Source organism: Pseudoflavonifractor sp. BSD2780061688st1 E11 (assembly GCF_005844125.1).
In the GTDB taxonomy this organism is placed as follows: domain Bacteria; phylum Bacillota; class Clostridia; order Lachnospirales; family Lachnospiraceae; genus Sellimonas; species Sellimonas catena.
On sequence record NZ_SPHM01000018.1, the window covers coordinates 16,392 to 42,169 of the forward strand.

The window sequence follows — 25,778 nt, forward strand, 5'->3', positions numbered from 1 at the left end:
GATTCATTTTTACAGACGGGAACAGGGAAAACAGATATAGAAAGGACTTGCTGTTTATTGTATTTCACTTCATTCACTGGTACAATAAAATTAATTTCAATGTCTGTCTGTTTGTCTTTGCTCCCTTCGGAAAGGAGATTTATGACCAGCAGACAAACAGATCCGATTGAATGGAGGGATTAGAGAATGTTTTTCGATCACTTTGAATACTATGACGTGCAGGCAACCAGACGGGAAAGTAAAGCAGAGGGGAAAGCGGAAGATGTACTCTCTATTTTAGAAGATCTTGGCCGTGTGCCTGACAATTTACGCACACGAATTCTGGAAGAGCAGGATCTGGATCTTCTTACGACCTGGGTCAAGGGATCTGCCAGAGCAGCCTCCGTGGAGGAATTTATCATGAAATATCTGCCGGAGTTAAAGGAATCATAATAATTGCTCTCAGATCTGGATGTGTAAACCCCGGGAAGAGTTCCTGTCACGGTCTCTTCCCGGGGTATTTTGGGCAATGACAAGTCATTTTCATTTGCTTCTGGAATATACTCCAGTCCTCACTTTTCACAAAAAGCCTCCGGTTATCAGGATGTCAGATAACCGAAGGCCTTTCTAAATAGACAATGCAATCAGGCAACTAATCTAAAAATACCGGAAGTTTTCCTGCCAGATAAAGTGGAATATTGGTAATTGCACCATCTTTTCGATATTCTCTTTTTGATAGACGTACCGCATGAGTTGGATTTCTTTTTTTTATATAATTTTTAAAAGAAGCCGCTGACTTATCTGTCCCTGCCTTCACCTCAATCGGCACGATTTCCATCCCATGCTGAACAATAAAGTCGATCTCCTCCCGTGACGTGGAATAGTATCTTGGCTCTACTGCCTCTTCAAATTTCCGTGCCCTGGCCCCTTCTTTGACCACACCATATATAAATTTCTCATTCTCTTTTGCAAGCTGTGTCACTATACTCCGAAAGACCATCAAAATGCGGCCACTGTTTATTTTTCCATTGTGTTTAGAAAAATCATTCTCATAAACTGTAATCAGCTCCTCTTGTATCTGGCTGACCTGCCTTGGATCTTTACTTTCCATCCATGCAACAACACATTCGGGCATCCCTCCGATAATCAAATAATAATTGTAAGCCTCCATCAAACGGTTATGAAAATTTTCTTCAATAAATTTTTACACATTTTTCCATACTTTTCTACTCTCATTTTACACATTTTTATCATATTGTTTTCTTTCGTTTCAAAACATAAAAACCATCAGGCATCTCTGACTGATGGTTTTGACATTTCATGAATTTTCCCCTTCTCTGTTATCTGGCCGGTACTGCTTCTGTCTCAATGACAAATTTCACAGTTCCTTCCATCTCTTCCGGTTTTCCGGCAAAAGTATCGTATCTGCACTCTTCGCCTGTGAGCGCCTTGAACCGGTCAGCAATATCCTGAAACTCTGTATCCGTCACTTCCTGAAGTTTGGAAATTCCTTCTTCTTCAAACTGTTTCATTCCATCTGCCAACGTCTTGGCACCGGTGCTCAGTGTATCAATGCCGCTTTGTACCTGACCGCTTGCTGTTTTCAAAGATGCACCTCCGGATACCAGTTTCTGCGTTCCGCTTTTCAGCGTGGCAGCGCCTTCCTTTAGCGCCTGACTGTTTTGAGAAAGTGCAGCAGAACCGGAGGAAAGCCGGCTTCCTAAAGTGTCCAGCCCGTTGGAAAGCTGTGTTGTACCGCCCAGTAAGGTCTGTGCGCCTTTCCGTACCGACGGACTGCTGTCTTTGAGTTTTCCTGCTCCGCTTTTCAATGCTTCATTATATTGTCCAAGACTCTCAAATCCTTGCTGAAGATTCTGAATTCCTGCTGCTCCATTCCGCAAGGCGTCCGATGCTTCTCCCAGTTCAGAAAGGCCTCCCGACAGAGTCCCTGCTGCCTGGTACAGTCCCTGCATTCCGCGGTTAAGAATTTCAACCTGCCGTGAAATTTCCTGCATAGATGTTTGCGGAAGTGCGTCCTTCTTCTCTTCCATTTCTTTTAGTCCGTCCTGCAGTCCTGTCATCCGGGAAGAAAGCCTGCCGGATGATGTCACAACTGTCCGGATCTCTGATTCCAGCGATGATGCATTCCGGGACAGTTCTTCCGTATCAATTCCGGAAAAGTCCGGCATTTCTACTGTATCCAATCCGGAAAGATTTTGCAGGTTTTGTGCGGATGTGCGGGCATTCTCCAGGCTTTGCACGGCTGTCTCTATCTGAGCGGCAGCCTCCTCCTGCCCTGCCGCGCGAAGTGCCTGTATCTGCTGATTAAGCCCGGCCTGAGCCGCGGCAATCTGTTCCTCTCCTTCAGCCGCCGCCTTTTTTGCCATCTGTATTTTCCGGTTATTCTCTTCTACCGTCCGGTTGATCTTTGCGACCTGTTCACTGCATCCTTTCTCCAGCAAACTAGCTTTTTCGTTTACCTCATTCAGCAGACCGGCCAGTGTTTGAAGAGATGCCGTAATCTCCGACGCAGGTCCGGCAATCTCCTTTTCAATATCTTTGCCAAGTTCGCCGGCGGCTGAAGTCAGTTCCTGCCCGGTCTTCGTCATTTCATCAACCTGTTCCAGCAGTTTCTGGACGGTCTCTGACTTCAGCGCCTGACTGAGTGTTTCCGTTCCGTCCGCAAGCTCACCGGCGGCCGCAAGAAGGTCTTCCTCTGCGCTTCCTGTTCCGTCCGCGCTCTCACTTAGTATCCGGACGGCCTCCTGTATTCTGGTCAGGCCTTCGGAAAGTGCAGACAGTTGCTTTGCTCCTTCAGCCAGCTTTTCTTCTCCGGCCACATAGGTATTGACTCCATCTGCCAGAGTGTCCGCTCCTTCTGTATACTCTTCGATTCCGGCAAGCAGAGTATTGACTCCGTTCTTATACTCTGTAATAGTAGCGGACAGTTCCCCGTTCTCGCCAAAATACGTCTGAATTCCCGCATTTAATGTGTCCGTACCTGAGGTATATTCTGCGATTCCGGCAGCAAGGGAAGCCGCGCCCGCATCCAGAGCATCGATTCCGCTTTGCATCGTATCGATCCCCTGATCAAATTCTGCATATCTACTTCCCAGCGTGTCAGCTCCTTTGGACAGCTCTTTTGAGCCCTGCACCAGTTCCAGTGCCGCATCTTCCATTTTCGCAAGAGAATCCGACAGTTCATCTAAACTGTCAAAACTATCAGGATCAATTTCGTCCAGTACGTCTGTCAGTCCGACCGTATAAGTCGACGGCATTGAAAAATCTTCCACATCCGCAGAAATTGTCAGCGTATCCGGAATCGTAAGTATTTCTGCCGCCGCCTCTCCTTCTTTCATACCAAGACTTTCTTTCAGCCCCGGCATAGCCACGCCCAGAATGATATTTTTATCCCCGTCATTGATAACTTTCCCGTTGTCAATTCTGACATCGGAACATGTTTTATTTGGAAGGATCAGTCCTGTCACGAGAACAATCGGGCTGAATACTGTTTCTTCCCCGCCCTTTACGCTTACCGTACGCTTTGCGTGATTTTCATATGTAATCCGGATTTCCAGATGGCCGTTTTTCCCATCCAGTTCTTCCGGCGAAATCTCTTTTCCATCCAGGATATACACTGTTTTCATGGAGACCGGAAGTTCCTGTTCTGTTGTCCCCTGATAAAAGATGTCCTCTCCTTTTGCCTGCCATGTAAGCCGGTTTCCATTTTGCGAAACGTTCTCGTCCCCTTTGATGTTTTTTATCCCGTCCAGAATACTTTCGTCAGCGACTGTTCCGGTACTCTGAATCCCTTTCAACTGTTCGGAAACGGTTACCGATTTCTGCTTTCCCGCAGCATCTGCATTAACATAAACCGTTTCCTCCTTACAGACCGCATTATTTCCTGCATTTTCGCTTCCTGCAGCGCACACCGGCACCGCAGACAACACCACCGACATCCCGGCTGCCAGAGACGCAGCCATTTTCTGTTTCCATTTTCTGTTTCTGCTCATCATTCATTTCCTTTCCTTCATTTAAAATCAGGCTGTTTTTTTCTTTCCCGAAAAACCTGCCGCATTCTTCTTTTGTCCAAGAAATCCGATGGACGTTTTGCATACTACACCGTCAAAAATCATAAACATAGCCGGAAGAATGAGAATTACTACACACATGCTGATCAATGCACCTCTTGCCAGCAACGTACAGATCGAACTGATCATATCAATATTGGAATATGCCGCCACACCGAATGTAGCCGCAAAAAAGCTCAGACCGCTGCTTACGATCGACGGCATGCTCATCCGGTGCGCGATGGAAACCGCCTCTTTTTTATTTTTTCCTCTTCTTCTCTCTTTCTGATATCTGCTTGTCATCAAAATAGCATAATCCACAGTTGCTCCAAGCTGGATTGTACCGATTACAATGCTTGCGACAAACGGAAGGCTCTCTCCCTGAAAATAAGGAACCGCCATATTGACCATAATGGCAGATTCAATCACCGCAACAAGAATGACAGGGAGAGAAATCGATTTAAAGGTCAGCATGATAATGAGAAAAATTGCAGCTATAGACACCAGATTGACCATTTTCAAATCGATATCGGTCACGTCCTGCAAATCTTTCATCAGAGGAGCTTCCCCGATAACCATGGCATCGCTGTCGTAGGCTTTTACGATCCTGTCAATTTGAGCAATCTGCCGGTTTACCGCTTCTGTCGCCGCCCCGTATTCTGAACAGACAAATGCCAGCTCATAGTTCTCGCTTTGCAGCATCTCTTTGACTTCTGACGGAATCATGGATTCCGGAACTGCCGGACCGATCAGGGAATTCATACTGATACTCCACTTCACGCCGTCCACCTCATCAATCTTTTCCATCATCTCCTGTTTTTTCAGGCTGTCCATATGTTTGTCCATCAATACCATGTGCACATTTGCCATATCGAAATCCTTCTCCAGTTTTTCATTCGCAATGTTGCTTGGCAAAGACTCCGGCAGGGACTGAGCGATGTTGTAATAAATTTCCGTACGGCTGTTTCCATACGCCGCCGGAATAATCAGAATAAGAAATACCCCGATCCACACTTTGTAATGTTTTGTGATAAATCCGGAAATCCGGTCCATATTTGTCAGCAGCTGCCGGTGGCTTGTCTTTTCAATTGCTCTATCAAATACAAGTACCAGCGACGGGAGAATGGTTACACAGCACAATACGCCCATCAAAACGCCTTTTCCCATGACAATTCCAAGATCTCTTCCCAGCGCGAAGGTCATGAAGCACAATGCCGCAAATCCCGCAATTGTTGTAACGGAACTTGCGATGACCGACTGGAACGTGTTTGCAATCGCATGCCCCATGGCCCGTTCTTTCTCACCCGGAAAACGTTTTTTATTTTCTTCATAGCTGTGGAGCAGAAAAATAGAATAGTCCATTGTCACCCCAAGCTGCAGTATCGCCGTCAGCGACTGAGTGATATAGGAAATCTCGCCCAGAAAAATATTTGTTCCCATATTGTAGAGAATCGCAAGCCCTATACTCAGCAGAAACAATACCGGAACAAGATACGATCCCGATGTCAGTTCCAGAATGAAAAGGCAGAGCAGCACTGCAATGACAACATAGACCGGCATCTCTTTCAGGCAAAGATTTTTGATATCCGTTACAACACCGGTCATTCCGCTGATAAAACACTGCTTATCCGCGGTCTTCCTCATCTGCGTCACTGCATCCATTGCCTCATCCGAGGATGTCGTATTGTCAAAAAGCGCCAGCAGCATTGTAGCATCTCCCCGGAAAAACGCCTCCTCCAAATCATCCGGCAGCATTTCCACCGGAACTGTAATATCCGTTATATCATCGTACCAGAGTACATCTTTCACATGCGGAATCTCTTCAAATGCCTCTTTTAGCTTCTGCACGTCTTTCAGTTCCATATCCTCCGCCACAACCATGGAAAATGCCCCCATGCCGTATTCATCCACCAGAAGATCCTGCCCTTTCACAGTTTCCAGATGCTCCGGAAGATAACTGAGCAAATCATAATTAACCCGTGTTTTTGCCATCCCGATCACCGATGGAACAACAAGGAGAATCCCCAGAATTAAAATCAGTACCTTGTGCCTGGCAATCCATTTGCCGATTTTCACCACCTGTACCAACTCCTTTCACTTGTAAACGTTATTCCTTAAGTATAATCAAAAATGACTATCAGTCAATAATTTTGGGTATAAAAAATGAATTTTAGTCATTTTATTGACTTTTCACGACAAATCTATCATAATGTGTCTAATAGCAAATTGTAAAAAGGAGACATCTGCATGGGAAAGGTAGAAGAAAATAAAAAGCAGAAAAAGGATCTGCTTCTCAAAACAGCCTTCCGTCTGTTTACAGAGAAAGGATTCTCGAAAACAACCATATCTGATATTGTTCAGGAGGCGGGACTTGCAAAAGGGACTTTTTATCTGTATTTTCAGGATAAATATGATCTAAGAAATGAACTGATCGTCTTTAAAGCCGGCCAGCTGTTTGATGATGCACACCGTGCGCTGGAAACATCTCACGCCTCCGGATTTGAGGAGGAACTGCTGTTTATTACAGATTATATCATTGACTGTTTCCGCAGCCAGCACGCATTAATGGAATTTGTTGCCAAAAATCTCTCCTGGGGAATTTTTCAGAATACCGTTTCTGATACAGGATTTTTAACCTCCCAGAAATTTTATGAGCATTTTCTGGAATCAATGCTGAAATACGGAGTTCACTGCGATACCCCGGAACTGATGCTTTTTACTATTATCGAACTTATCGGTTCCACCAGCTATAACTGCATCCTCTACAGTCAGCCGGTTCCGATTGAGGAATATCTTCCTTATCTTCACAGTATTCTCAGGCAGATTATCCGGATATATACGGATGAAAAAATCTGATAGCTTATTCAACAATACCGAAAAATCTGCTTGATCACCCTGTTTTTCCCGGGTAAAACGGCCATTTGCGTTAAAATCTTAATAGACCATTAAGAAAATTTCGTTTTCTTTTATGATCTGCACATATTTTAGACACATTTTCTGGTTATACTAAGAATCAGATAGTTGATAAACAAATCACTATCTCCCCCCTCATAAAGTAAGGCACTTCAAAGTGCCGCACTTTACTCTCATTCCTTTAGATAACTTATAAACAGCGAAACCCGCCAACCTTTAAGGTTAGCGGGTTTTCGCTGTTTATATCTTCACTGGAAGTCAATCGCAGCACATCTATAAATTCTTCTGCTGTATAAATTCTGTTTTCTTCTAATTGTGTCATGACGTTGTTGGCCGAAATCGGAATCATATATTCTGCGTCTGCTGTCTCGATATAAATTGCATATGTATTATATTGATACAGAACAACTGTTTTTGCATCTTTGATTTCTTTCTGCCCTCTCAGTTCTTCCTGACCGTTTACAAGTGCGTTTAACTCTTCCATATCTGTCAGGACTTCCTGCTTTTCTTCCATTTCTCCATAGGCGACTAATTCAAAACCTCCCTGCTCCTGATAAAACAAGGTCAGGCCGACCAGTTCATTCTGGCTGTTGCTGAGCGGTACCTGTAATACATATTCTTCGGATATATTATCCTTAAACGTGCCATTCTGGTCAAATTCACGAATAACGTGTTCACTTTTTAATGTGTAAACTTCATACGCTTTTTTCGGTTCAAACGCCAGGCCCTCATAGAGTTCCACGGAATTTTCTTCTCCGGTATGTGATGTTGTAAGATTTCTCTGTATTTCAGCAATCATTGTTTCTGATTCGGGCGAGCGAAAAAAGGACTTCATCTCTTTTGCTTCCTTTTTCAGTCCCGGTGCAATTTGGCTTTCAATCGGACTTTTTACCCCTGTCACAACTGTTCCTGCCAATACTGCCAGAAAGATTCCTGCTGCGCATCCGGAAAGTACGGTTTTCTTTAACATAAAAACAGCCCCTCTCGTAAAAGACCCCCCCGAAGTTGCCGCTTCGAGGGTCGTATCTGTTGCTAAAACTTGAACAACTTGTATTTCTGCTCTTTTATCCATTGTACCATACGCACTGTGTAAGTACAATGTTCATCCGCTGCCTTTTCCATTTCCAACCGTAGCTTTTATACTACAATGGCATGTACAATATGTACCACAATCAGAAGGCAGAGCAATACTGAAAGTACTCTGTGGATTTTGATCCAGTTTCTGGTCTTCATCTTGCCTTTGAACGCCGAGAAAATCAGAAGAATCAACAGGCAGAGCCATGCCGGCTTTCCGCTCATCATCGCCGGGTTGTTTCCGGAGAGAATTCCGTGGACAAGTGATGTCACAAGGAGGAGAATCCCATAGATCGTGTGGGGCTTTAAAACCGCCTGAATCATCTGGTGTCCTCTTGCCGCACCGCTTTTCCGAAAGGGTGCCATAATACAGAGGATCAGCAGTATCAATGAAATAACAGTCATAATCAGATTTAATATTGTCATAGTACCTCCTGCAAGTCTTTTCTTGGTTAGCAATAACTAACCAAGAGTTTACAATATATCTACAGGATTGTAAAGTACTTTTTTCGTCTGATCTTTTACTCTATTTCATCTTTTGTCCGCCCTTCTGTTCCCAACGACCGGGCGGACATTCTCTATTCAGAGAATGTCCGTTCCGGATTGTTTGCCAGCGCTTCTTTTGCCAGTTCCTGCATGGAGATTGTTTCTGTCTTATCTTCATACCGGATGGTCAGCACATCATCCTCGTCAATTTTTGTGCTTTTTCCGTTCAGCCCCATCACGGTATTTTTATCAATAAATGTATAGCCATAATAGGCGGATTTCTGATATACCTTTTTCAGCGGATTGCGGTATCCTTCTGTAATCACAATCGTATTTTCCTCGTTTTCATCTGCCTCTACATAGAGGACTGTGTCCTCCTGTGGGGTGAATCTTAATGTTGCAATGCTCCCCGAGGCTTCCACGCTCATCTTGACATCCGAGGAATCCGCAGTCCATGTGCGGCCATAGTACCACGTTCCTACTCCGAAGAGAACCACACAGACCAGTACCGCAGCTCCAGCCGCTGCCGCAATCCTCTGCTTTACCCTCCGGTTCAGCTTTCGGAATGGCCGGATGGCTTTCTTGTTCTTTTCTACAGAAGCCTCTGATGAAAGATCCGCCTGCATTTCCTTCAGATATTCTCTGCATTCTGCACAGCTTTCCAGATGTTCCTCAACCAGTCTGTTGCTCTCCTGGCTTGTCAGTCCATCAATATAACTCGGCAGTAAATCCCTGATTATTTCACAATTTAATTTCATACTTCATCATCCTTTCACAAGTTTTTGTTTCGCCCGATAAAATGTCACTCTGGCCCAGTTTTCGTTTTTCCCGAAGATGTCTCCGATCTCCCGGAAGGAAAAGGCTCCTGTAAGCCTGAGAAACACAACCTCCTTCGCAGTCTCGTCCAGAATGTGCACTTTCCTGAACAGTTCCATCTTCTCTTCCCTGATAGAGACAGTCTCGGACAGATCTGCGCCGGAGGAGGCAAGCTTTTCATTTAATTCACTGGTGCCTTTCCGCCTGCGCCTCGCCAGTTCCTGATACCAGAGATGTTTCGCGATCTGACACAGCCAGGTGGAAACTTTGCATCTTCCCCCTCACCTCCTTTGTGCCCATATATCCGAAAAAGGATGATTTCGTTACATAGATTTTTCAATTTTATTAAAACATGTGAATGCGTCCTGCCCCCTGCAAGCATTCCTCTACGGTTACAAATCAAGTTTTTAGCTTCAAAACCTGATTTTATTGAAGCTGGTACGGTTAAAAACAAACTTATTGCTCCCTCATCCGTATTTTTTACCTGGTCTCTACGGTTGCAAATTGATTTTTCCATATTACAACCGTATTTTAGGTGCGGTTTGTACGGTCAAAAATATATTTTCTTATATTTAAACCGTATCCCGATCCAATTTACTACGGTTACAAATCCATTTTCTATTATTCGCACCGTATTAGAACTTGCTTTACTACGGATTAAAAAAAGAAATTCCCATTTATAACCGTATTCGGACCTGATATGCTACGGAGAAAATAGAGTTTCTTTCATTTTTAACCGTCCCGGCCATACAGAACCGGCAATGTCCTGTCATGAATCCTGAGCAAATTCCGGAAAATTCGACTTGTTCTGTTGTCGTATATAAAAACGCTTTCATCTACGCTTCCTCCAGTATTTTCACATCCCAGTCCGAAAGACAGATTGGCTCCCCTTTCCGGTATGATTTCCCGGTCAGCAGATCTACGGCATTATCATACGGGCAGAGAATTTCCTGTTCCTCTTCGCTGTAATGCAGCAGATAATGAATCTGTTTCCCTTCCCGGTTCACTCCGCTTCTTACTGTCACCGGCCAGGCCAGTTCCGGGCAGAAGATTCCGGCGGATTTTGCTGCCTTCCGGTACAGTTCTTTCAGCGTTTCTTTGCAGGTCCAGCATCCCATATAATATGCATGTCCTTCTCCAAACGTGTGATGCGTCATTCCCGCGTACCGGCCCCAGTATTTATGCTCATAGTCCGCCATGCTTTCGGCTCCCTCCATTTTCAAAAGTTCCGCGAAATACCGGACCTCCTTCCCTTTCAGCCGGGTACGCCCGGGCTCGGTGAACTGATTGTAGCTCATTCCAAAGCATTCGTGCAGGATATGCGGTGCCTTGTCATGGTACACTCTGAGGTACTCATCCGCCACAAAGGATCGGAAAGAGCTGACCAGAACGCCTCCCTTTCTGACAAATGTCTCCAGCTTTTTCAGCATCTCCTCCGGCACACTGTAAAGCGTCGGCGTCACAATCATCCTATATCTGGACGGGTCCAACGCCCGGACATCCACCACATCGCACTCCAGATTCATCTCATAAAGGCTGTCATACATCCACCTTACAACGTCGTTGTAACTGAGATCCTTATCAATCGGGAACCAGTTCAATGCTGACATCGAATGGTTGTCAATTACAAGGGCAATCTCGTTCTTTTTTTGCAGTCCGTTGATTTTTTCTCCCAGTTTTGACCATTCTTTTCCAATAACAGCGGCTTCTTCGTAGACCGGATTCGTGTCCAGATCATGGCTTAAAACTCCCCGCCAGTATGTCTCATATCCGCTGTGAATGGAGTGCCAGTTCCAGTAAAGTGTTCCGATGGCACCGGATGCCAGATGGCTGTATGCCTGAAGTCTCAGCTGCCCCGGATACGGCGTCCAGTATTTAAAAGCCTGTGCCTGACATTCCAGAACAAGATATCCGCTGTCTTTGAGACTTCGGACCGAATCTCCGCCAAAGGCCGTCTCTGCTCCGGTCAGATCGTCCTGTGTCGGATGGTAAATATCCGTACCTGCAAGGGTCAGCGCTTTTGCTGCCTCATAATGGTTAATGTCCGGCTGCACCCCGTAGGAATAGCCGTCCTGCGCGATATCGGCCCCGAATTTCTTCCATTCAAAATCCAGATTGTGGGTAATGAACTGATCTTCCCGCTTGTATTCCCGGATCAGATCCGCCTGCCACATCAGATAATCCGCTGCCATCTTTCTCTGAAACGCAGAAAACTCAGAGGCAAGACCGCCGTTGATACAGCCTCTCATGTCGGGGAAATCCTCCCAGTTATGAATCGAGTTGCTCCAGTATGCAAGTCCGAAGGCCTTGTTCAGATTCTCCGTGGTTTGAAATTTTTCTTCCATGGCCTTTCTGAATGCGGCTTGTATCTCCCTGCCCATATTTCCGTAGTGTTTTGTCTCATTATCAATCTGGAATCCTATTACCGGTCCGGCTCCGGCCGTATGTTCCGCCAGCTTTCGGATAACCCGCTCTGCGTGGCATCGGAAGGTCGGATTGAGGAGATTGAAAATCTGCCTTCTTCCGTAGTAAGACTCTCCCTGTCCGGTTTCTACCAGTACACCCGGATCTTTCCTGCAAAGCCATGACGGTACCGCGTAGGTCGGTGTCCCGATAATCACTTTCATTCCGGCTTTACCGGCTTCTTCTATAACCTGGTCGATATAGGAAAAATCAAATACACCATCTTCCGGTTCCAACGTGCTCCATGTAGATTCCGCAATTCTCACCACATTCATTCCCGCTTCTTTCATCATCCGGATATCCTCTTTTACTCTTTCATACGGCATGTACTCCGGATAGTATGCAGCGCCAAACAAGATTTCCTTTTCCATCGTCTGTTTCACTCCTTTCATTCCTGCTTTCTATTATATAGAAATCAGCTCACAATGCACCTCTTTTTTGACTGTTCTGCACATCGAAAAAGGCTCTCCTGTCAGGAGAACCTTTTATCTTATCTGTTAAAGCTGATTTTCAAAAGCGTCGATATCTTCGACCTTTCCGATTACAGAAATGATATCGCCTTCTCTGAGAGTGTCTTCCGGGTGGATCTCTATCGTTGTCTTATTCTCTCTTTCCAAAGCGATAATATTCAACTGATAGTGTTTCCGAAGAGCAAGTTTTTCAATACTCTTTCCGCTCGCGCTTCCGGATACACGTACCTGCCGGATCTCTACGCTGTCATTCAGATGGATGAAGTCCAGAAAATTATCGGAAATCAGACGTTTCCCGAGGAAATATGCCATATCCTTTTCCGGATAGACAACCTCTGCACCGATCTTTTTCAAAACCGCTCCCTGTTCTGTACTAAGCGCCTTGGAGATCACTCTTGGTACTCCCATCTCAATGACACTAAGTGTTGTTAATATTCCAACTCCTACATTCGTACCAATGCAGACAATTACCACGTCACAATTCTGGATGCCCGCCTCCCGAAGGCTTTCTTCATTCAAATTGCTTGTCACAAATGCATAATCCGTGTACGGTCTCATTTCTCTTACTTTACTTTCATTTTCGTCAATAACAATGACATCTTTCTCGCCTTTTGCAAGCGTCATGGCAAGCGCCATACCAAAACGTCCCAGCCCGATCACTCCAAAAGTTTTTGCTGATGCTTTCTTTTTCATCTCTATTTTATTCCTTTCTCTTAACCAACTGAAATCTGTTCTTCCGCATACCGGATATTCGGCTCCGGCCGGTTTACCCACATGGTGATCAGGGTCATAGCTCCGAGTCTTCCAATAAACATGACAAGGATAATGATCAATTTCCCCGGATCACTCAAATCCGGCGTAATGCCGGTAGAAAGTCCTACGGTACCAAACGCCGAAATCACTTCAAAAAGGATTTTCATAAAGTCGATATCCGGCTCAATAATGCACATCAAAAATACCGCTACGACCACGACAATTGCAGAAAGCAGTGTGATCGCATACGCCTTGCTGACATTCTGTTTTGAGATGCTTCTCTTAAATGCGCCAACCGCACGTTTTGAAAACATACTCCGGACTGCCTGTGCAAGGGTAAAGAATGTACTCGTCTTGATACCGCCTCCGGTTGATCCCGGAGAAGCACCGATAAACATCAGAACACAGAGGACAAAGAGTCCGGCTGTGCTGAAGCTTCCGATCGGATATGTTGAAAAACCTGCTGTTCTCGCCGAAACACTGTGAAACAACGCGCCAAGCCATGTGATGTGCTCGGTCAGCTTTAGCAGGACTGTCCCTACAATAATCAGGACAATACTTGTTGTCAGTACAACTTTTGAATGAAACATAAGCTTCTTGAATTTTCTCTGCTTCAGAATATCCATAATGACAAGGAAACCGATACCGCCAAAGAAAATCAATCCGCAGGTGGTCAGATTCAGCAGGACATTCTCCTGATACGGGATCAGATTTCTCAATCCGCCCAGAATATCAAATCCCGAATTGTTAAACGCCGCAATGGAATGGAATACACTGATTCCAAGGGCATGAAGTGTCGGATAATCCTGACTGAATACGATAAAGCTTAAAATTGCTCCCAAACTTTCAAAAAACAACGTCGTCAGAAGAATCGCTTTTACAAACTTCACAATTCCACTGTAGGTATCCACATTAAGTGCCTCTTTGATCAGTGTCCGGCTCCTGTAGCTGACGCGGTGTCCTACCGCGATCATAACTCCGACTCCGACAGATGTCACTCCAAGACCTCCGATCTGAATCAGCAGTGCTACAACAGCCTGTCCAATCGCAGTAAAATGATCTGCCGTATCAATGGCTATCAGTCCGGTTACACAGACTGCGCTCGTGGATGTAAAGAGTGCGTCCACAAATGTCACTGTCGCCCCGTCCTTCACGGAACACGGAAGCAAAAGCAGCAGAGCTCCAATGAAAATCACAATGGCAAACCCTGATGTGATGACAAGCCCCGGTGACTGACGCTTTATAAAATTCATAAACCGTTCCATGGTTTTCCCTTAATTCCTTTCACGTCTTCCTTATATTTTTGAACTGTCCTGGAACGAAAGCAGAAGCCTCCGTGCGGAAGTTCTTTTCTTGCCGTCCTTGTCTTTCTGCACTGACAGTTCATAAAGGAACCGTGCCATATAAACTACCTGAAGGAGAAGACCTCCCAGATAATGCCGGTTTTCAAAAATCCGGAACAATGCAGCAGCCGACCCGGCCAGAAAGATCGTGGAAAGTGCCAGTCCTCTGGCCGCTTTCTGTTTTCCACTTCTCAGATACTTCCACATAATTCCGGCTTCTTCTCTGTTGGCGTCCGAATCAGGATGGCTTTTCTTCTCGTGTGCTGTGAGTGTCTGCTTCTCCGGTTTATTGACAAAAAGATGTCCGGCATACGCCGGATCCTCCGCAATGACAGAATGGAAATCGGTCAGGGTAAACCCTACCAGGATGATACTGCAGACAAGCACTATCACCTTCTTGACCAGATCCATATTCTCCACCGCCTTTCACCTTGATTTCTCTTCTTGTTTATAACGAAATTGTCCTAAACATATCACGAAAAATACCGTTTGTCAACCGCAAAAAAACGCAAAAAAAGCGGGGTGGATTTATACAGTTTTCTGTACAGATCCACCCCGCATGACACCGGGTTTTATCAGAATTTTCCGTAGTGAATCTTCTCTGTCGGAAGATCACTTAACTCATAAGGTTTCTTTTCCTCCGCCGGCACTCCGACCGTAAGAATCGCCTGAAGCTTGTAGTTTTCCGGATATCCGAGAATATCCCGTACAAATGCTTCCGTGTCTCTTCCGTCCTCTGCTTTTCTGAGTCTTCCCTGTACCCAGCAGCTGCCAAGTCCCAGTGCATGAGCCATCAGATGCATGTTGCTCATCACTGCGGAGCAGTCCTCGATCCAGACATCTGATGCGTCCTCATTGCCGACTACCACGATAGCGCAGGCTGCTTCTTTGAGCATCTTCACAGATCCTGCCCGGCAGTCGGACATTTTCTGCAGGACATCTTTATCTGTCACGACGATAAACTCCCATGGACGAATTGCTTTTCCTGACGCGGAAAGCATTCCTGCCTGAAGGATTTTTGTGATGTCTTCCTCAGATACCGGCGCATCGCCATAGCTGCGGATGCTGTGTCTTGTTCTCATTAATTCTAATAATTCCATTTGTCTCACCTCAGTTGTATTGTACTACAGTTTCAGATAATTTTCCAGAACCTCACGGAGATCGGCTACCATTCCATAATCAGCCACTTTGAAGATCGCCGCATTCTCATCGGTATTAACTGCAACAAAAAGTTTGGTATCCTTGATACCCTCTGTGTGCTGGATTGCTCCTGATACACCAAGAGAAATACAGATTTTCGGACGGATTGTCAGTCCGGTCTGACCGATCTGGTGGTCAAACGGAATTGTCTCTGTATCTACCATCGGACGGGTACCGCCGATAGCAGCCCCAATCTTATCCGCAAACTGTTTTACAAGTTCAAAATTATCGTCTTCCAGAGTTCCTCTTCCTCCTACGACAACAATCTCCGCGGAGAGAATGCTGTCTGTAGAATCTTCCTGAGGCAGAATTTCCGCGATCTCAATTCTGGATTCCGGGATCTGAATATCATCCATGTAGACAACTTCCGCGTCTCCCTCTGACTTTTCCGGGATTGTGTAAACACCCGGACGTACTGTCATCATCTGAGGATAGTATCCGTCTCTTGTAACGATGGTAACAAAAACGTTTTCTCCATAAGATGGTTTGTTCTGTTTAATATAGTAGGATCCATCCTCTTTTGTGCCCACCAGCAGCTCTGTACAGTCTGCGGTCAGTCCGCAGTTTAATTTCATCGCTACTCTTGAGAATATGGAACGTCCTGCCGGTGTCGCCGGAATCAGAACAGAAGACGGATCGATCTTTCTGATCATATCAGCAAGTACCTGACTTGCAGCATCATCCTGAAAAAGGATATCATGATCTGTCTTTACAGCGTATATTTTCTCTACGCCAATATTTTTTAATTCTTCAATAATACCGTCGCAGTCCTTTGCCACAACAACCGCGCTGATCTGCTCTTTTGTTGTTTCCTGAATCAGACGTGCCGCGGAGACAAGTTCTGCAGAAGCCGGCTCTAATTTTCCATTATAATTTTCTGCGAAAATACAAATTCCATTAGCCATTATAAATTTCCTTTCTCCTCATCGATCAGGTCTTTCAGTTTCACAGCCAGTTCTTCCGGTGTTCCGGTCAGCATTTCTGCCATTCTTCCTCCTGTCGGTTCGAAGGAATCGATGACTGCTGTCGGAGAACCTTTAATTCCGACCTGGTCCTCCGGAAGATTCAGGTCCGCGTTAGTATAGACAGCAAGCGGTTTGTTCTTTGCCGCTCTTGTACTACGAAGTGTAGCAAGTCTTGGCACATTGCATCCAAAGTTTACAGACAGTACTGCCGGCAGCGAAGTACGTACAAGGAAACGTTCCCCGTATACTTTTTTCACCGCTTCGATTTTGTCCGGAGTAGCTTCATCATACTTGATGCTTTGAATCTCACAGATGTGAGGAATTCCAAGACATTCCGCAACCATTGCTCCAACCTGACCTGTTGCTCCGTCCGCAGACAGAGCGCCGCCAAGAATCAGATCAAACTGTCCATATTTTTTGATTGCTTCCGCCAGTACTCTTGCTGTCGCAATCGTATCGCCTCCTGCTACTACCCTGTCTGTGATCAGGCAGCTTTCATCGCAGCCGTGTGCCATTGCCTCACGAAGTGCCTTTTCGGCATCCGGAGGGCCCATCGTGAAAACTACAACCTTTCCGCCTGTCTGCTCTTTGAGCATCATGGCTTCTTCGATTGCATTTAAGTCAGCCGGATTGATCATTCCCTCTGCACTTGCACGGATGAGGGCATGTGTCTCCGGATCTACTGATACATTGTTTGAAACAGGTACCTGTTTAATAAGAACCGCTATATCCATGTTTTCCTCCTGAAATTTTCACAGCAGTCCGGCCGCGAAGAAACTTCACTGCCGGACTGCACCAGATTTTTATCTAAAATTAAAGCAGACGTTTGAATGCCCAGTCTTCCAGTAACGGAGTGGACTCGCCGCGCATAATCAGTTTTGCAAGATCACGGCTTGCTGCCGGTGCTTCGATGACACCATTTCCGCCGTAGCCCGTAGCAAGGATGTATCCTTCTACTGGAGTTTCTCCAAGAATCGGAAGGAAATCCTTCGGCTCTGCACGGTAAGACAGCCATGATGATACAAGACCACTGTCTACGATTCCAGGAACTTTTACTTCAAGCTGATCAAGCAGGAAGTCGATAAAGTAATCATCTGTTCCGCCTGTTTCCGGAAGTTTGTCCGGATCCCACTGTCCTGCATGCATCGGATTGTTCAGATCCATGGAGAGGTGGGATTTGCAGATAAAGATGTTGTCTCCCGCTCTTAAAGCATAGAATTCCGGATATTTCAGTACCGGGAATGTGTAGCTGAGTTTCTTTCCCGGAGGGCAAAGGAAGAATGCCTCGGCTTTTGTATGCCAGATCGGTACATCCAGACCTACAAGTTCCCCTGTAAATTTGCTCCATGGTCCTGTACAGTCTACAACATAGTCAAATTCATATTCTTCGCCTTCGCTTGTCTTTAATCCTTTGACTTTATTGTCTTTCACAATGACTTCTGTCACTTTTACGCCGGTCTTGATCACTCCGCCGTTTTTCTGCAGTTTCTTTGCATAAGTGTTGGAGATCATGGTTCCGTCAAAGTAGCCGTCATCCTGTGTATATCCGGCTCCAAGAATATTTTCTGTGGAGATGTCCGGAAGAATCTCTTTGATTCTGTCTTTATCTGTGATATATTCACCTGAATATCCTGCTGCTTTTGCAAGTGCGATACCGGTTTTGATTGTTGCTTCTACCTGCTCGTTTGTAGCGACAACGAGTGTGCCGGTCTTGTCAAATCCAGCGGATCCTTTTTCTTCCGCTTCCATTTTCAGATAGGATTCAAATCCGTAAAGTCTTACGTCCCAGTATCTGTTTTTCAGAGAGTCATCAAAAAGACATACTGTTCCTGCGGATTTAGCTGTGGAAGCTCCGCCGATCGTAGCTTTTTCAAATACGATCACTTCCGCGTTGTCATAGAGGCTTAAATGGTAACCTAAACATGTACCAGAAATACCTCCGCCGATGATACCAATTTTTTTCTTCTCCATAAGATGTTCTCCTTTCTATTCTTTTTCATTACATTTTCATATTGTCTGCTTCTAAAACAGTTTCCAGTAATACATTACAGCCGCGTCCGATATCTTCTTCTTTTGTAAATTCATATCTGGAATGGCTGATTCCTTTTTCGCTCGGCACGAAAATCATGCCCGTCGGTACGAACCCTGTCATCAGCAGGGAATCGTGGAATGCTCCGCTTGGGAGCACCGTGTACTTCGTTCCGGTCCGTTTCACGGCCCGCTCGATCGCGCCTTTGACCGCCTCGTGCATCGGGGCCGGCGCGTGGTAGGAAATCGGGGAAACGGAGTAAGTATAGCCTCCCTCTTCACAGATCTCCTTCAGATATGCAAACATCTTCGTCTCGATCTCTTTCATAACTTCCGCATGCTGATCCCGGATCTCCAGCTGGAATGTGCAGGTACCCGGCACCACATTGACAGAATTCGGTGTCACCCGGATCGTCCCCACCGTCGCTACGGTGTATGGGTTGCCGCAGGCCTTCACGGTCTTCGGCACTTCTGCGATAAACTGCGATGCTGCTACAAGGGCATCCTTTCTGTCCTCCATCATCGTACTTCCTGCGTGGTTTGCCTCGCCTGTGATAGTCACCTCGTACCGGCTCACGCCTGCAATGGAGGATACGATTCCTACCGGAATCTGGTTTTTATCAAGGGTTCCTCCCTGCTCAATGTGAAGCTCGATAAAGCAGTGAATGGACTTCGGATCCCGTTTTGCCTCCGGAATACGTTCAATGTCAATTCCGCAGCTTTCAAAGACTTCCCGTCTCGTTCTTCCGTCCATATCCAGATCATCCGGACTGATATCCAGCTTTTCTCCGCAGATGGCGCTGCTTCCCGTCAGGCCGCTTCCAAATCGGAAGCCTTCCTCATCGGTAAAGACGATGACTTCCAGCGGATGGCGGAGCATCTGTCCCGCCGCTTTGAGTGTCTCACATACGGCAAGCCCTCCCATACATCCGACTGCTCCATCGTACTTTCCTCCGTCCGGCACCGTGTCCAGGTGGGAGCCGACAAGAATCGCCGGCAGTGACGGATCGGATCCTTCCATGCGGGCAATCAGGTTGCCTGCCTCGTCCACCCGTGTCGGAATTCCAAGTTTTTCAAACCAGCTCCGGAAAAGTGCTCTTCCTCTTTTATCCTCTTCGGAGTATGCCATTCTTGTAAAAGTGCCGTCCGGCTTTGCACCGCACTGATAGATTTCGTCCAGATGTTCCATGACTTTTTTTACATCAACTTCCACGTAATCCCTTCCTTTCCGGCTCTTCCTTATGAGATCAGTATAGATAATTATTTAACAAATTACATCGGCGGAAGATGATAAAAAAAAGATGGCAGTTTATCCAGATTGGATAAACTGCCTAAAAAAGAATTTTTTGACTATATTTTATTGTAGTTTTCTATCATTTTATACACAATAAGGCCTATGCGCACCGCCAGCATTTCGTTGGCATTGTCGAAATCCATGCCTGTAATTCTTGCGATTTTTTCGATTCTGTACGCTGCAGTTTTATAATGTACATAAAGTTCCTGCGCAGTTCTGGAGAGGTTCTGATTATTCTTCAGGTATGATTTTAACGTCGTAATCAGATCCTCCTGCTGCGGCTTCTTATATTGAAGAAGTTTCTGCAGAGATTCCGGTATGTATTCTATCAGATTCTGCAGATTGTCCTGCTCGCACAGCAGCTTGAAAATTCCAAAGTCCGAAAACATCATTACCGAAGAATTTCCGTCTCCCGATATATCGCCCGCAATATCAATGAACGTCAGTGCCTCATCGGCCTCCTTGTACGATTCCGGGAGATTGGCTATTCCTGTAACAATCTTTCCAACTCCTGCTCTCACGCACAGATTACGGTTCTGATATTTCATTTCCTCCTGAACCTGACGGACAATGTCCTGCATTTCTTTTCTGTGCTCGGACTGTGTTCTGGAAGAATCCGCTTCCCGGATAGTCACTATCTTATCAAGGTCCCGGTGAATTTTCAGGTTCGGAAACCGGCGTCTTACCGCCTCTTCCAGACAGGTAATATGCATCAGCTTTTCATTCATGTTCTTCTGAGGCTTTCCATCCTGCTTTACACCAAAGACAAGCACCCTGTAGGTTCCGTTTTTGTCCATCTGGAGCAGCCCCGCATTCTTCTCAAGCTCTGTCTCAGATGTTACCTTGCCGTTTAAAATATTGTTAAGGATATCATTTTGAAATTTCTTTTCCAGTTCTTCAACTGCAAACTGTCTGGAGAACTCATACTGAAGGGCAACAATCGCATTTTCAATCGCAATACAGTCCATTTTTGTAAACGGAGGCGTTTTTTCTGTCACCACCAGATACATCTGAATACCGACATTCATCCGTACCCGGATCACATACTGGATATACTCTCCCACCTGTTTCCAGTACTGATAATTGGTCAGTACATCCGGATCGTAATCCTGAAGATTATCAAGTAACTTCAGATTTCCCTTCTCCCCTGACGAGGAAGCATAGCAGGTGAGATTCTGATTATATAATGAGACCGGATTCCGAATCAGCTTTTCCAGCATATCCAGAATTTTCTGAAACTGATTCTCTGATCCACTGTTTCCAAGTGTCAGCGCGGTAAAATTATCATGTGTTGTTTTGAAGTATTTAAGAAGCATGACCTCTTCATCAAACAGATGCTCCATGACTATCGCCAGAATCCTCTGGAATGACATCTCAAACGGCACTTCCATGATAGGTATCCTGTTTTTTCGGGCATATTCCTGAAGAAGTTCGATTTTCTTATCCGCATCATCTACCAGCCTGCCTCTTTTTACAATCAGTCCGCTGATTTTCTTTTTTCTGAATTCATAGATATAACTTTTGAACTCTTCAACACTACAGGATTTAAACGCATAAAGTCCGGTTAGCAGAAGTTCTCCGCCATTAATAAACTTTACAATGTCCGGTGCTTCGATTATGGTTACCCCTTTGATTTCATTATTCAGCCCCTGCTCTCCGCAGACAATTTTCATCGTTCTGCCTTCTTCCGTACGCAGAAGATCCTCTACTGTAAATCCCATGTTTTCTCATCCGTTTCTTTCTCGTAATACATATAGTATAACATAATGAAAAGACCGTGTCACAGAAAATCCTGTGACACAGCCTCTTTCAAACAAATTATTTTTCAGATCTGATTATCCGAGAAGCTTCTCTGCAAGTTCTGTCATGATTGTTGCTGCTTTTGCAAAATCACTGTACTTTGTAAACTCTACCGGGCAGTGGCTTCTTCCGTCTTTGCTCGGTACGAAAAGCATAACTGTCGGAAGAACCTGACCGATCTCAAGCGCATCATGTCCGGCTCCGCTTGGAAGGTATTTGTAGCTGTATTCGTGCTGCTTGCAGCTTTCTTCCATAATTCCAAGCATCTCCTGAGAAAGATCAACCGGTGTGATTACCAGTTTTGTCTCGATATCATAGCTTCCGCCCATTGCTTTTACTTCTCTGTCAAGTGCGGCGCGGATCCGGTTTGCAATATCATTGATATTGTCATTATTCTTGGAACGGATATCTACTGTAAACTGACATTCTTCCGCAACGATATTCATGCCTCCCGGAACCGTATTGATATATCCTACTGTGGAAACCGTACCGTCTGCTTTTTCTCTTGCCCAGTCCGCAATTTTGGAGATAACTTTTGTAGCTGCATCTACAGCGTCCATTCTCATATCCATCGGGGTAGTTCCTGCATGATCGGATCTTCCGTGCACGGTTACCATGTAACGCTGAATTCCTACGATACAGTCGACAAGTCCAAGTTCAATGTTCTCTGCGTCCAGAACAGGCCCCTGCTCAATGTGTGCTTCCAGAAAATATCCGATAGATCCATCCGGCCACTTTGCGTCTCCGATCTTTTCCGGATCCAGTCCGTATCCTTTCATGGCATCATAAATGGAAATACCGTCAGTGTCTTTGAATTTTTTGCAGTATTCTACATCTCTGTGTCCAAGCATTGCTCCGGATCCGAAATATCCCGTACCGAAACGCATTCCTTCTTCATCGCAGAAACCTACAACCGCAAAGTTTCTCTTCGGAGTAATGCCTTTTTCTTTTAACTGTCTTGCAACCTCAACCGCGCAGATAACGCCGGCAATACCATCATAGTCCCCGCCGTTTACAACAGAATCATAGTGAGAGCCCATCATAACGCACGGAAGAGAAGGATCTTCCCCTTTCATAATTCCGATTACGTTTCCTGCTGCGTCTTCACGGACTTCCAGGCCTGCTTCTTCCATCAGTCCCTTCAGATATTCCGCCGCTTCTCTTGCCTCTTTTGTGAACGGCAGTCTTGTACAGCCCTCTCCCGGTGTCGCTGTATACTGTTTCAAGTGTTCCAGATTCGCGGCAATTCTTCCTGTTACTTCTTCAATGCCCATAAATAGTTCCTCTCTTTCTTTTTATTTTTTGGATTTTTTTAAGCGTTGATATATATGTACTTCAATCGGAGAATACAGCATTGCTGCTGCTGTCATAACGAAACCGACTGAATATAACATACTGTTGTCTGAATGCAGGCCTGTCAGCATGAGCACAAATGCCGCCATGATAACACAGAATGCAATCGTCAGCCGTCCTGCTCTTGTCCGAAAAAATTTCTGTTCTTCCATGATCCGCCTCCTTTTTACAGGCTTGTCAACGCAAGCACCAGTATACCGATCACTACAGCCGCAGGAACCGTAATTACAATAATCTTCTTCAGTACCTTGCCTTCGCTTCCAAGAATATTGGCTGTCGTAGTCCCGAGAATAATATTACTTGGGCTGATCGCACTTCCGATGGACCCTCCGGCTGTCTGCGCTCCCAGAACGATAGACGGATCTACATGGAGCAGATTTGCCGTTGTGGACTGGAATCCTGCAAACAGAATGTTGGAACTCATGTTGCTTCCTGTCATAAAGGAGCCAAGAAGTCCGATAAACGGGGAAAGAATGACGTAGACTTTTCCCAGCACATTTGCGATACCATTAGCCAGAACCTCTGTCTGCCCCGTACCTGCCATAATCTTTGACATAATAACCAGCCCGATGATTGCCATTCCGGACGGCATGGTCATGGACACGGCTCTGATAAAAATTCTTCCGATTCCTCCTTTTTTGATCCATCCTTTTTTCCGGTAATAGATCATTCCCGCCAAAGAGGAAATAAGAAGAAACATACTTGCGTGAGTAAATGGCGATAACGGTGAAAAGCTCTCCACCGCTTCATTTACATATCCGTATCCTGTCACTGTTTCCGGAAATGAAAATCCAATCTGTATGCGGTCCAGAAACGTATGCACCGGTTCCACCAGAAGAACAACCAGCGCAATTACCGAAAGCAGGAAATACGGAACAAACGCCTGAACAAGCGTCATGCCTTCCGGCTTCTCCCCATCTTCCTGTGCGACAGTTTTTCTTTCCATAATCTGACTTTCTTTTACATTCCATTCATTGCGAAAAGCAGGCAGCCTGCCCAGCATCAGGATAATAATCAGGGAAATACATGCCGGCACAAAGCATGCAATTGTTGTATTTACCTGAGTCAGCAGCAGCTCACCTCCGCCTTGAATCACGGAAATCAGAGCAACTGCAAGAATTCCTTTTCTTATTGCCTTTCCTTTTCCATAAAACCAGCAGATTGTTACGCCGATAATCAGATTCCAGACCCAGATAAAAACAGCGGCCCATAATGCAGTAACCAGATAGTCTCTGCTCCCGGTAGTCAGCCCGACGCTCATTCCCAGCGCATCCCATGCTGCTGCCAGTGTTCCAAAAGTATTTCCCCAGGACTGTCCAAGAAGCGGAATAATAACCGCCCACATCGGCTTTACTCCGATTCCGATCAGCAGCGGCGCTCCCACCGCTACCGGAACCCCGAATCCTGTAATTCCCTGAAGAAAGCTTTCGAAAATCCATCCCATCGCCAGGATCAGCAGGAGCTCATTCGGGAGCAGCTTTCTCATGCCGTCCCGAATGACAAGAAATGCATGGGTCTCATTTCCCACCTGATACAGCAGTACTGCTGTCCATACAATAATCAGAATCGTCAGTGCATTCCAGATTCCCTTGCTTCCTTCCGAAACAATCACTTTCAAATCTGCCTTGTAAAATACAATGCCTGTAAACACGGTAATGGCAAGCCCGATCGGAGCCGCATCGGTCGCGCCCCACTGAAACCTGATCATCAGTACCAGAAGTACAATGATCGGCAGACATGCCAGAACCCACATAAAAAGATTTACCGGTATATTCATGCTTTCTCTCCTAAACTGTCTTACGCTTCAGCGCAATCTTTTTATTGATGGATTACCGTACCTGTTTTTCCGGCAATACCTTCTGCTGCTTTATCCAGCAGTGTAATCAGTGTCTTACGTCCTTCTCCGGACTTTGCAAACCGGATCGCAGCCTCTATTTTCGGCAGCATCGATCCTTTTGCGAACTGATTTTCTTCAATATATTTTTCAGCCTGATCTACCGTCAGATCAGACAGCCATTCCTGATCCGGTTTCCCGAAATTAATGGCAACTTTTTCCACGGCAGTCAGAATTACAAGATAATCCGCGCCGATTTTAGATGCCAGAAGGCTGCTTACATTATCCTTGTCAATGACAGCATTGACACCTACGAGTTTTCCTCCCTGGTTGATTACCGGAATTCCGCCGCCCCCGCATGTAATAACAATATGTCCGGCATTCATAAGGGTCCGGATTGTTTCCAGTTCGCGGATTCTTTTCGGCATCGGGGAGGCTACCACAATACGGTATCCTCTTCCGGCATCTTCCATGCAGCGGATTCCTTTTGCTTCTCTTTCTTCGGCTTCTTCTTTTGTAAGAAATCTTCCGATCGGTTTCGTCGGATTTCTGAACGCTTCGTCGTTCTCATCTACTTCCACCTGAGAAAGAATTGTAGATACTTTTCCATCAATATTTCTTTTAAATAATTCATATTTGATTGCATTCTGCAGATCTATTCCAATATATCCCTGGCTCATTGCCACGCTTGTCGGAAGCGGAACTTTCTTGGAATCCACCTGATCTTTGTCAAACTCATCCATGGCATTCTGAATCATTCCGACCTGAGGCCCGTTTCCATGAGTTACAATCATCTGATATCCTTCTTCTGCAAGATCTACAATCACTTTCGCCGTCTTGGCGACAGCCTCTTTCTGTTCTTCTACATCATTGCCGAGGGCGTTTCCGCCCAGGGCAATTACAATCTTTTTTGCTTCCATCGCCGACTTCCTTTCCG

Annotated in this window: 24 protein-coding genes; 2 read left to right on the forward strand and 22 right to left on the reverse strand. The window is 45.6% G+C overall.

All coding sequences use genetic code 11. The annotated features are described in order from the left end of the window. Positions 1–186 precede the first annotated feature (186 nt). The gene (locus FGQ85_RS09640) at positions 187–432 is read left to right on the forward strand and encodes a hypothetical protein (RefSeq protein ID WP_138373340.1); all 246 of its coding nucleotides are present in this window, start codon (positions 187–189) and stop codon (positions 430–432) included. Positions 433–631: 199 nt separating this feature from the next. Here the strand turns inward: FGQ85_RS09640 and FGQ85_RS09645 are convergent, their stop codons facing one another. The 3 genes from FGQ85_RS09645 to FGQ85_RS09655 form a co-directional block, all read right to left on the reverse strand. Next, entirely contained in the window at positions 632–1,129 is a 498-nt protein-coding gene (locus FGQ85_RS09645; RefSeq protein ID WP_195481778.1) for a DUF4143 domain-containing protein, read from the reverse strand. A gap of 190 nt (positions 1,130–1,319) precedes the next feature. Then, the gene (locus tag FGQ85_RS09650) at positions 1,320–3,992 is read right to left on the reverse strand and encodes a hypothetical protein (protein WP_171027931.1); all 2,673 of its coding nucleotides are present in this window, start codon (positions 3,990–3,992) and stop codon (positions 1,320–1,322) included. Between the two features lie 27 nt (positions 3,993–4,019). Then, complete coding sequence (locus FGQ85_RS09655) at positions 4,020–6,128, reverse strand: MMPL family transporter (RefSeq protein ID WP_138373342.1); 2,109 nt, start codon at positions 6,126–6,128, stop codon at positions 4,020–4,022. A gap of 168 nt (positions 6,129–6,296) precedes the next feature. Between FGQ85_RS09655 and FGQ85_RS09660 the strand changes: the two genes are divergently transcribed. After that, positions 6,297–6,905 carry a TetR/AcrR family transcriptional regulator gene (locus tag FGQ85_RS09660; RefSeq protein WP_087169655.1) on the forward strand — a complete coding sequence of 203 codons (609 nt, stop codon included), beginning with the start codon at positions 6,297–6,299 and terminating at the stop codon, positions 6,903–6,905. Between the two features lie 247 nt (positions 6,906–7,152). Here the strand turns inward: FGQ85_RS09660 and FGQ85_RS09665 are convergent, their stop codons facing one another. The 19 genes from FGQ85_RS09665 to arcC form a co-directional block, all read right to left on the reverse strand. Beyond that, positions 7,153–7,932: a hypothetical protein gene (locus FGQ85_RS09665; protein WP_138373343.1), complete on the reverse strand. Its 780-nt coding sequence runs from the start codon at positions 7,930–7,932 to the stop codon at positions 7,153–7,155. Positions 7,933–8,099: 167 nt separating this feature from the next. Then, positions 8,100–8,462, reverse strand: a complete 363-nt coding sequence (locus tag FGQ85_RS09670; RefSeq protein WP_138373344.1) for a hypothetical protein — start codon at positions 8,460–8,462, stop codon at positions 8,100–8,102. A 152-nt stretch (positions 8,463–8,614) separates the two neighbouring features. Next, positions 8,615–9,280 carry a zf-HC2 domain-containing protein gene (locus tag FGQ85_RS09675; protein WP_087255508.1) on the reverse strand — a complete coding sequence of 222 codons (666 nt, stop codon included), beginning with the start codon at positions 9,278–9,280 and terminating at the stop codon, positions 8,615–8,617. A 6-nt stretch (positions 9,281–9,286) separates the two neighbouring features. Then, positions 9,287–9,457, reverse strand: a complete 171-nt coding sequence (locus FGQ85_RS18580) for a sigma-70 family RNA polymerase sigma factor (protein WP_195481779.1) — start codon at positions 9,455–9,457, stop codon at positions 9,287–9,289. A gap of 62 nt (positions 9,458–9,519) precedes the next feature. Then, on the reverse strand, positions 9,520–9,855 hold the full coding sequence (locus FGQ85_RS09685) for a hypothetical protein (protein ID WP_138373345.1): 336 nt from the start codon (positions 9,853–9,855) through the stop codon (positions 9,520–9,522). A 319-nt stretch (positions 9,856–10,174) separates the two neighbouring features. Then, complete coding sequence (locus FGQ85_RS09690) at positions 10,175–12,172, reverse strand: beta-galactosidase (RefSeq protein WP_138373346.1); 1,998 nt, start codon at positions 12,170–12,172, stop codon at positions 10,175–10,177. Positions 12,173–12,298: 126 nt separating this feature from the next. Beyond that, a complete protein-coding gene (locus tag FGQ85_RS09695; RefSeq protein ID WP_087169070.1) occupies positions 12,299–12,964 on the reverse strand; it encodes a TrkA family potassium uptake protein in 666 nt (221 codons plus the stop codon). Positions 12,965–12,984: 20 nt separating this feature from the next. Next, positions 12,985–14,277 (reverse strand): TrkH family potassium uptake protein, encoded by a 1,293-nt coding sequence (locus FGQ85_RS09700; RefSeq protein ID WP_330677465.1) that lies wholly within the window; start codon positions 14,275–14,277, stop codon positions 12,985–12,987. Between the two features lie 42 nt (positions 14,278–14,319). Then, positions 14,320–14,778: a hypothetical protein gene (locus FGQ85_RS09705; RefSeq protein ID WP_087169068.1), complete on the reverse strand. Its 459-nt coding sequence runs from the start codon at positions 14,776–14,778 to the stop codon at positions 14,320–14,322. Between the two features lie 164 nt (positions 14,779–14,942). Then, positions 14,943–15,467: a nitroreductase family protein gene (locus FGQ85_RS09710; protein WP_087169067.1), complete on the reverse strand. Its 525-nt coding sequence runs from the start codon at positions 15,465–15,467 to the stop codon at positions 14,943–14,945. A gap of 24 nt (positions 15,468–15,491) precedes the next feature. Next, positions 15,492–16,472, reverse strand: a complete 981-nt coding sequence (locus tag FGQ85_RS09715) for an electron transfer flavoprotein subunit alpha/FixB family protein (protein ID WP_138373347.1) — start codon at positions 16,470–16,472, stop codon at positions 15,492–15,494. Then, on the reverse strand, positions 16,472–17,266 hold the full coding sequence (locus FGQ85_RS09720) for an electron transfer flavoprotein subunit beta/FixA family protein (protein WP_138373348.1): 795 nt from the start codon (positions 17,264–17,266) through the stop codon (positions 16,472–16,474). Before FGQ85_RS09720 ends, FGQ85_RS09715 begins: the two co-directional genes overlap by 1 nt. Before the next feature lie 79 nt (positions 17,267–17,345). Further along, the gene (locus FGQ85_RS09725) at positions 17,346–18,503 is read right to left on the reverse strand and encodes an FAD-dependent oxidoreductase (protein WP_087169064.1); all 1,158 of its coding nucleotides are present in this window, start codon (positions 18,501–18,503) and stop codon (positions 17,346–17,348) included. A 28-nt stretch (positions 18,504–18,531) separates the two neighbouring features. Next, a complete protein-coding gene (locus FGQ85_RS09730) occupies positions 18,532–19,773 on the reverse strand; it encodes a Zn-dependent hydrolase (RefSeq protein WP_087169063.1) in 1,242 nt (413 codons plus the stop codon). Between the two features lie 137 nt (positions 19,774–19,910). Continuing rightward, positions 19,911–21,575 carry a PucR family transcriptional regulator ligand-binding domain-containing protein gene (locus tag FGQ85_RS09735; protein WP_138373349.1) on the reverse strand — a complete coding sequence of 555 codons (1,665 nt, stop codon included), beginning with the start codon at positions 21,573–21,575 and terminating at the stop codon, positions 19,911–19,913. Between the two features lie 114 nt (positions 21,576–21,689). Continuing rightward, the gene (locus FGQ85_RS09740) at positions 21,690–22,928 is read right to left on the reverse strand and encodes a M20 family metallo-hydrolase (RefSeq protein WP_087253791.1); all 1,239 of its coding nucleotides are present in this window, start codon (positions 22,926–22,928) and stop codon (positions 21,690–21,692) included. 21 nt (positions 22,929–22,949) lie between these two features. Continuing rightward, on the reverse strand, positions 22,950–23,159 hold the full coding sequence (locus tag FGQ85_RS09745; RefSeq protein WP_087253794.1) for a hypothetical protein: 210 nt from the start codon (positions 23,157–23,159) through the stop codon (positions 22,950–22,952). 14 nt (positions 23,160–23,173) lie between these two features. Continuing rightward, entirely contained in the window at positions 23,174–24,784 is a 1,611-nt protein-coding gene (locus tag FGQ85_RS09750) for an L-lactate permease (RefSeq protein WP_138373350.1), read from the reverse strand. Between the two features lie 41 nt (positions 24,785–24,825). Beyond that, on the reverse strand, positions 24,826–25,761 hold the full coding sequence (arcC, locus tag FGQ85_RS09755; protein ID WP_087253801.1) for a carbamate kinase: 936 nt from the start codon (positions 25,759–25,761) through the stop codon (positions 24,826–24,828). Between the last annotated feature and the right edge of the window lie 17 nt (positions 25,762–25,778).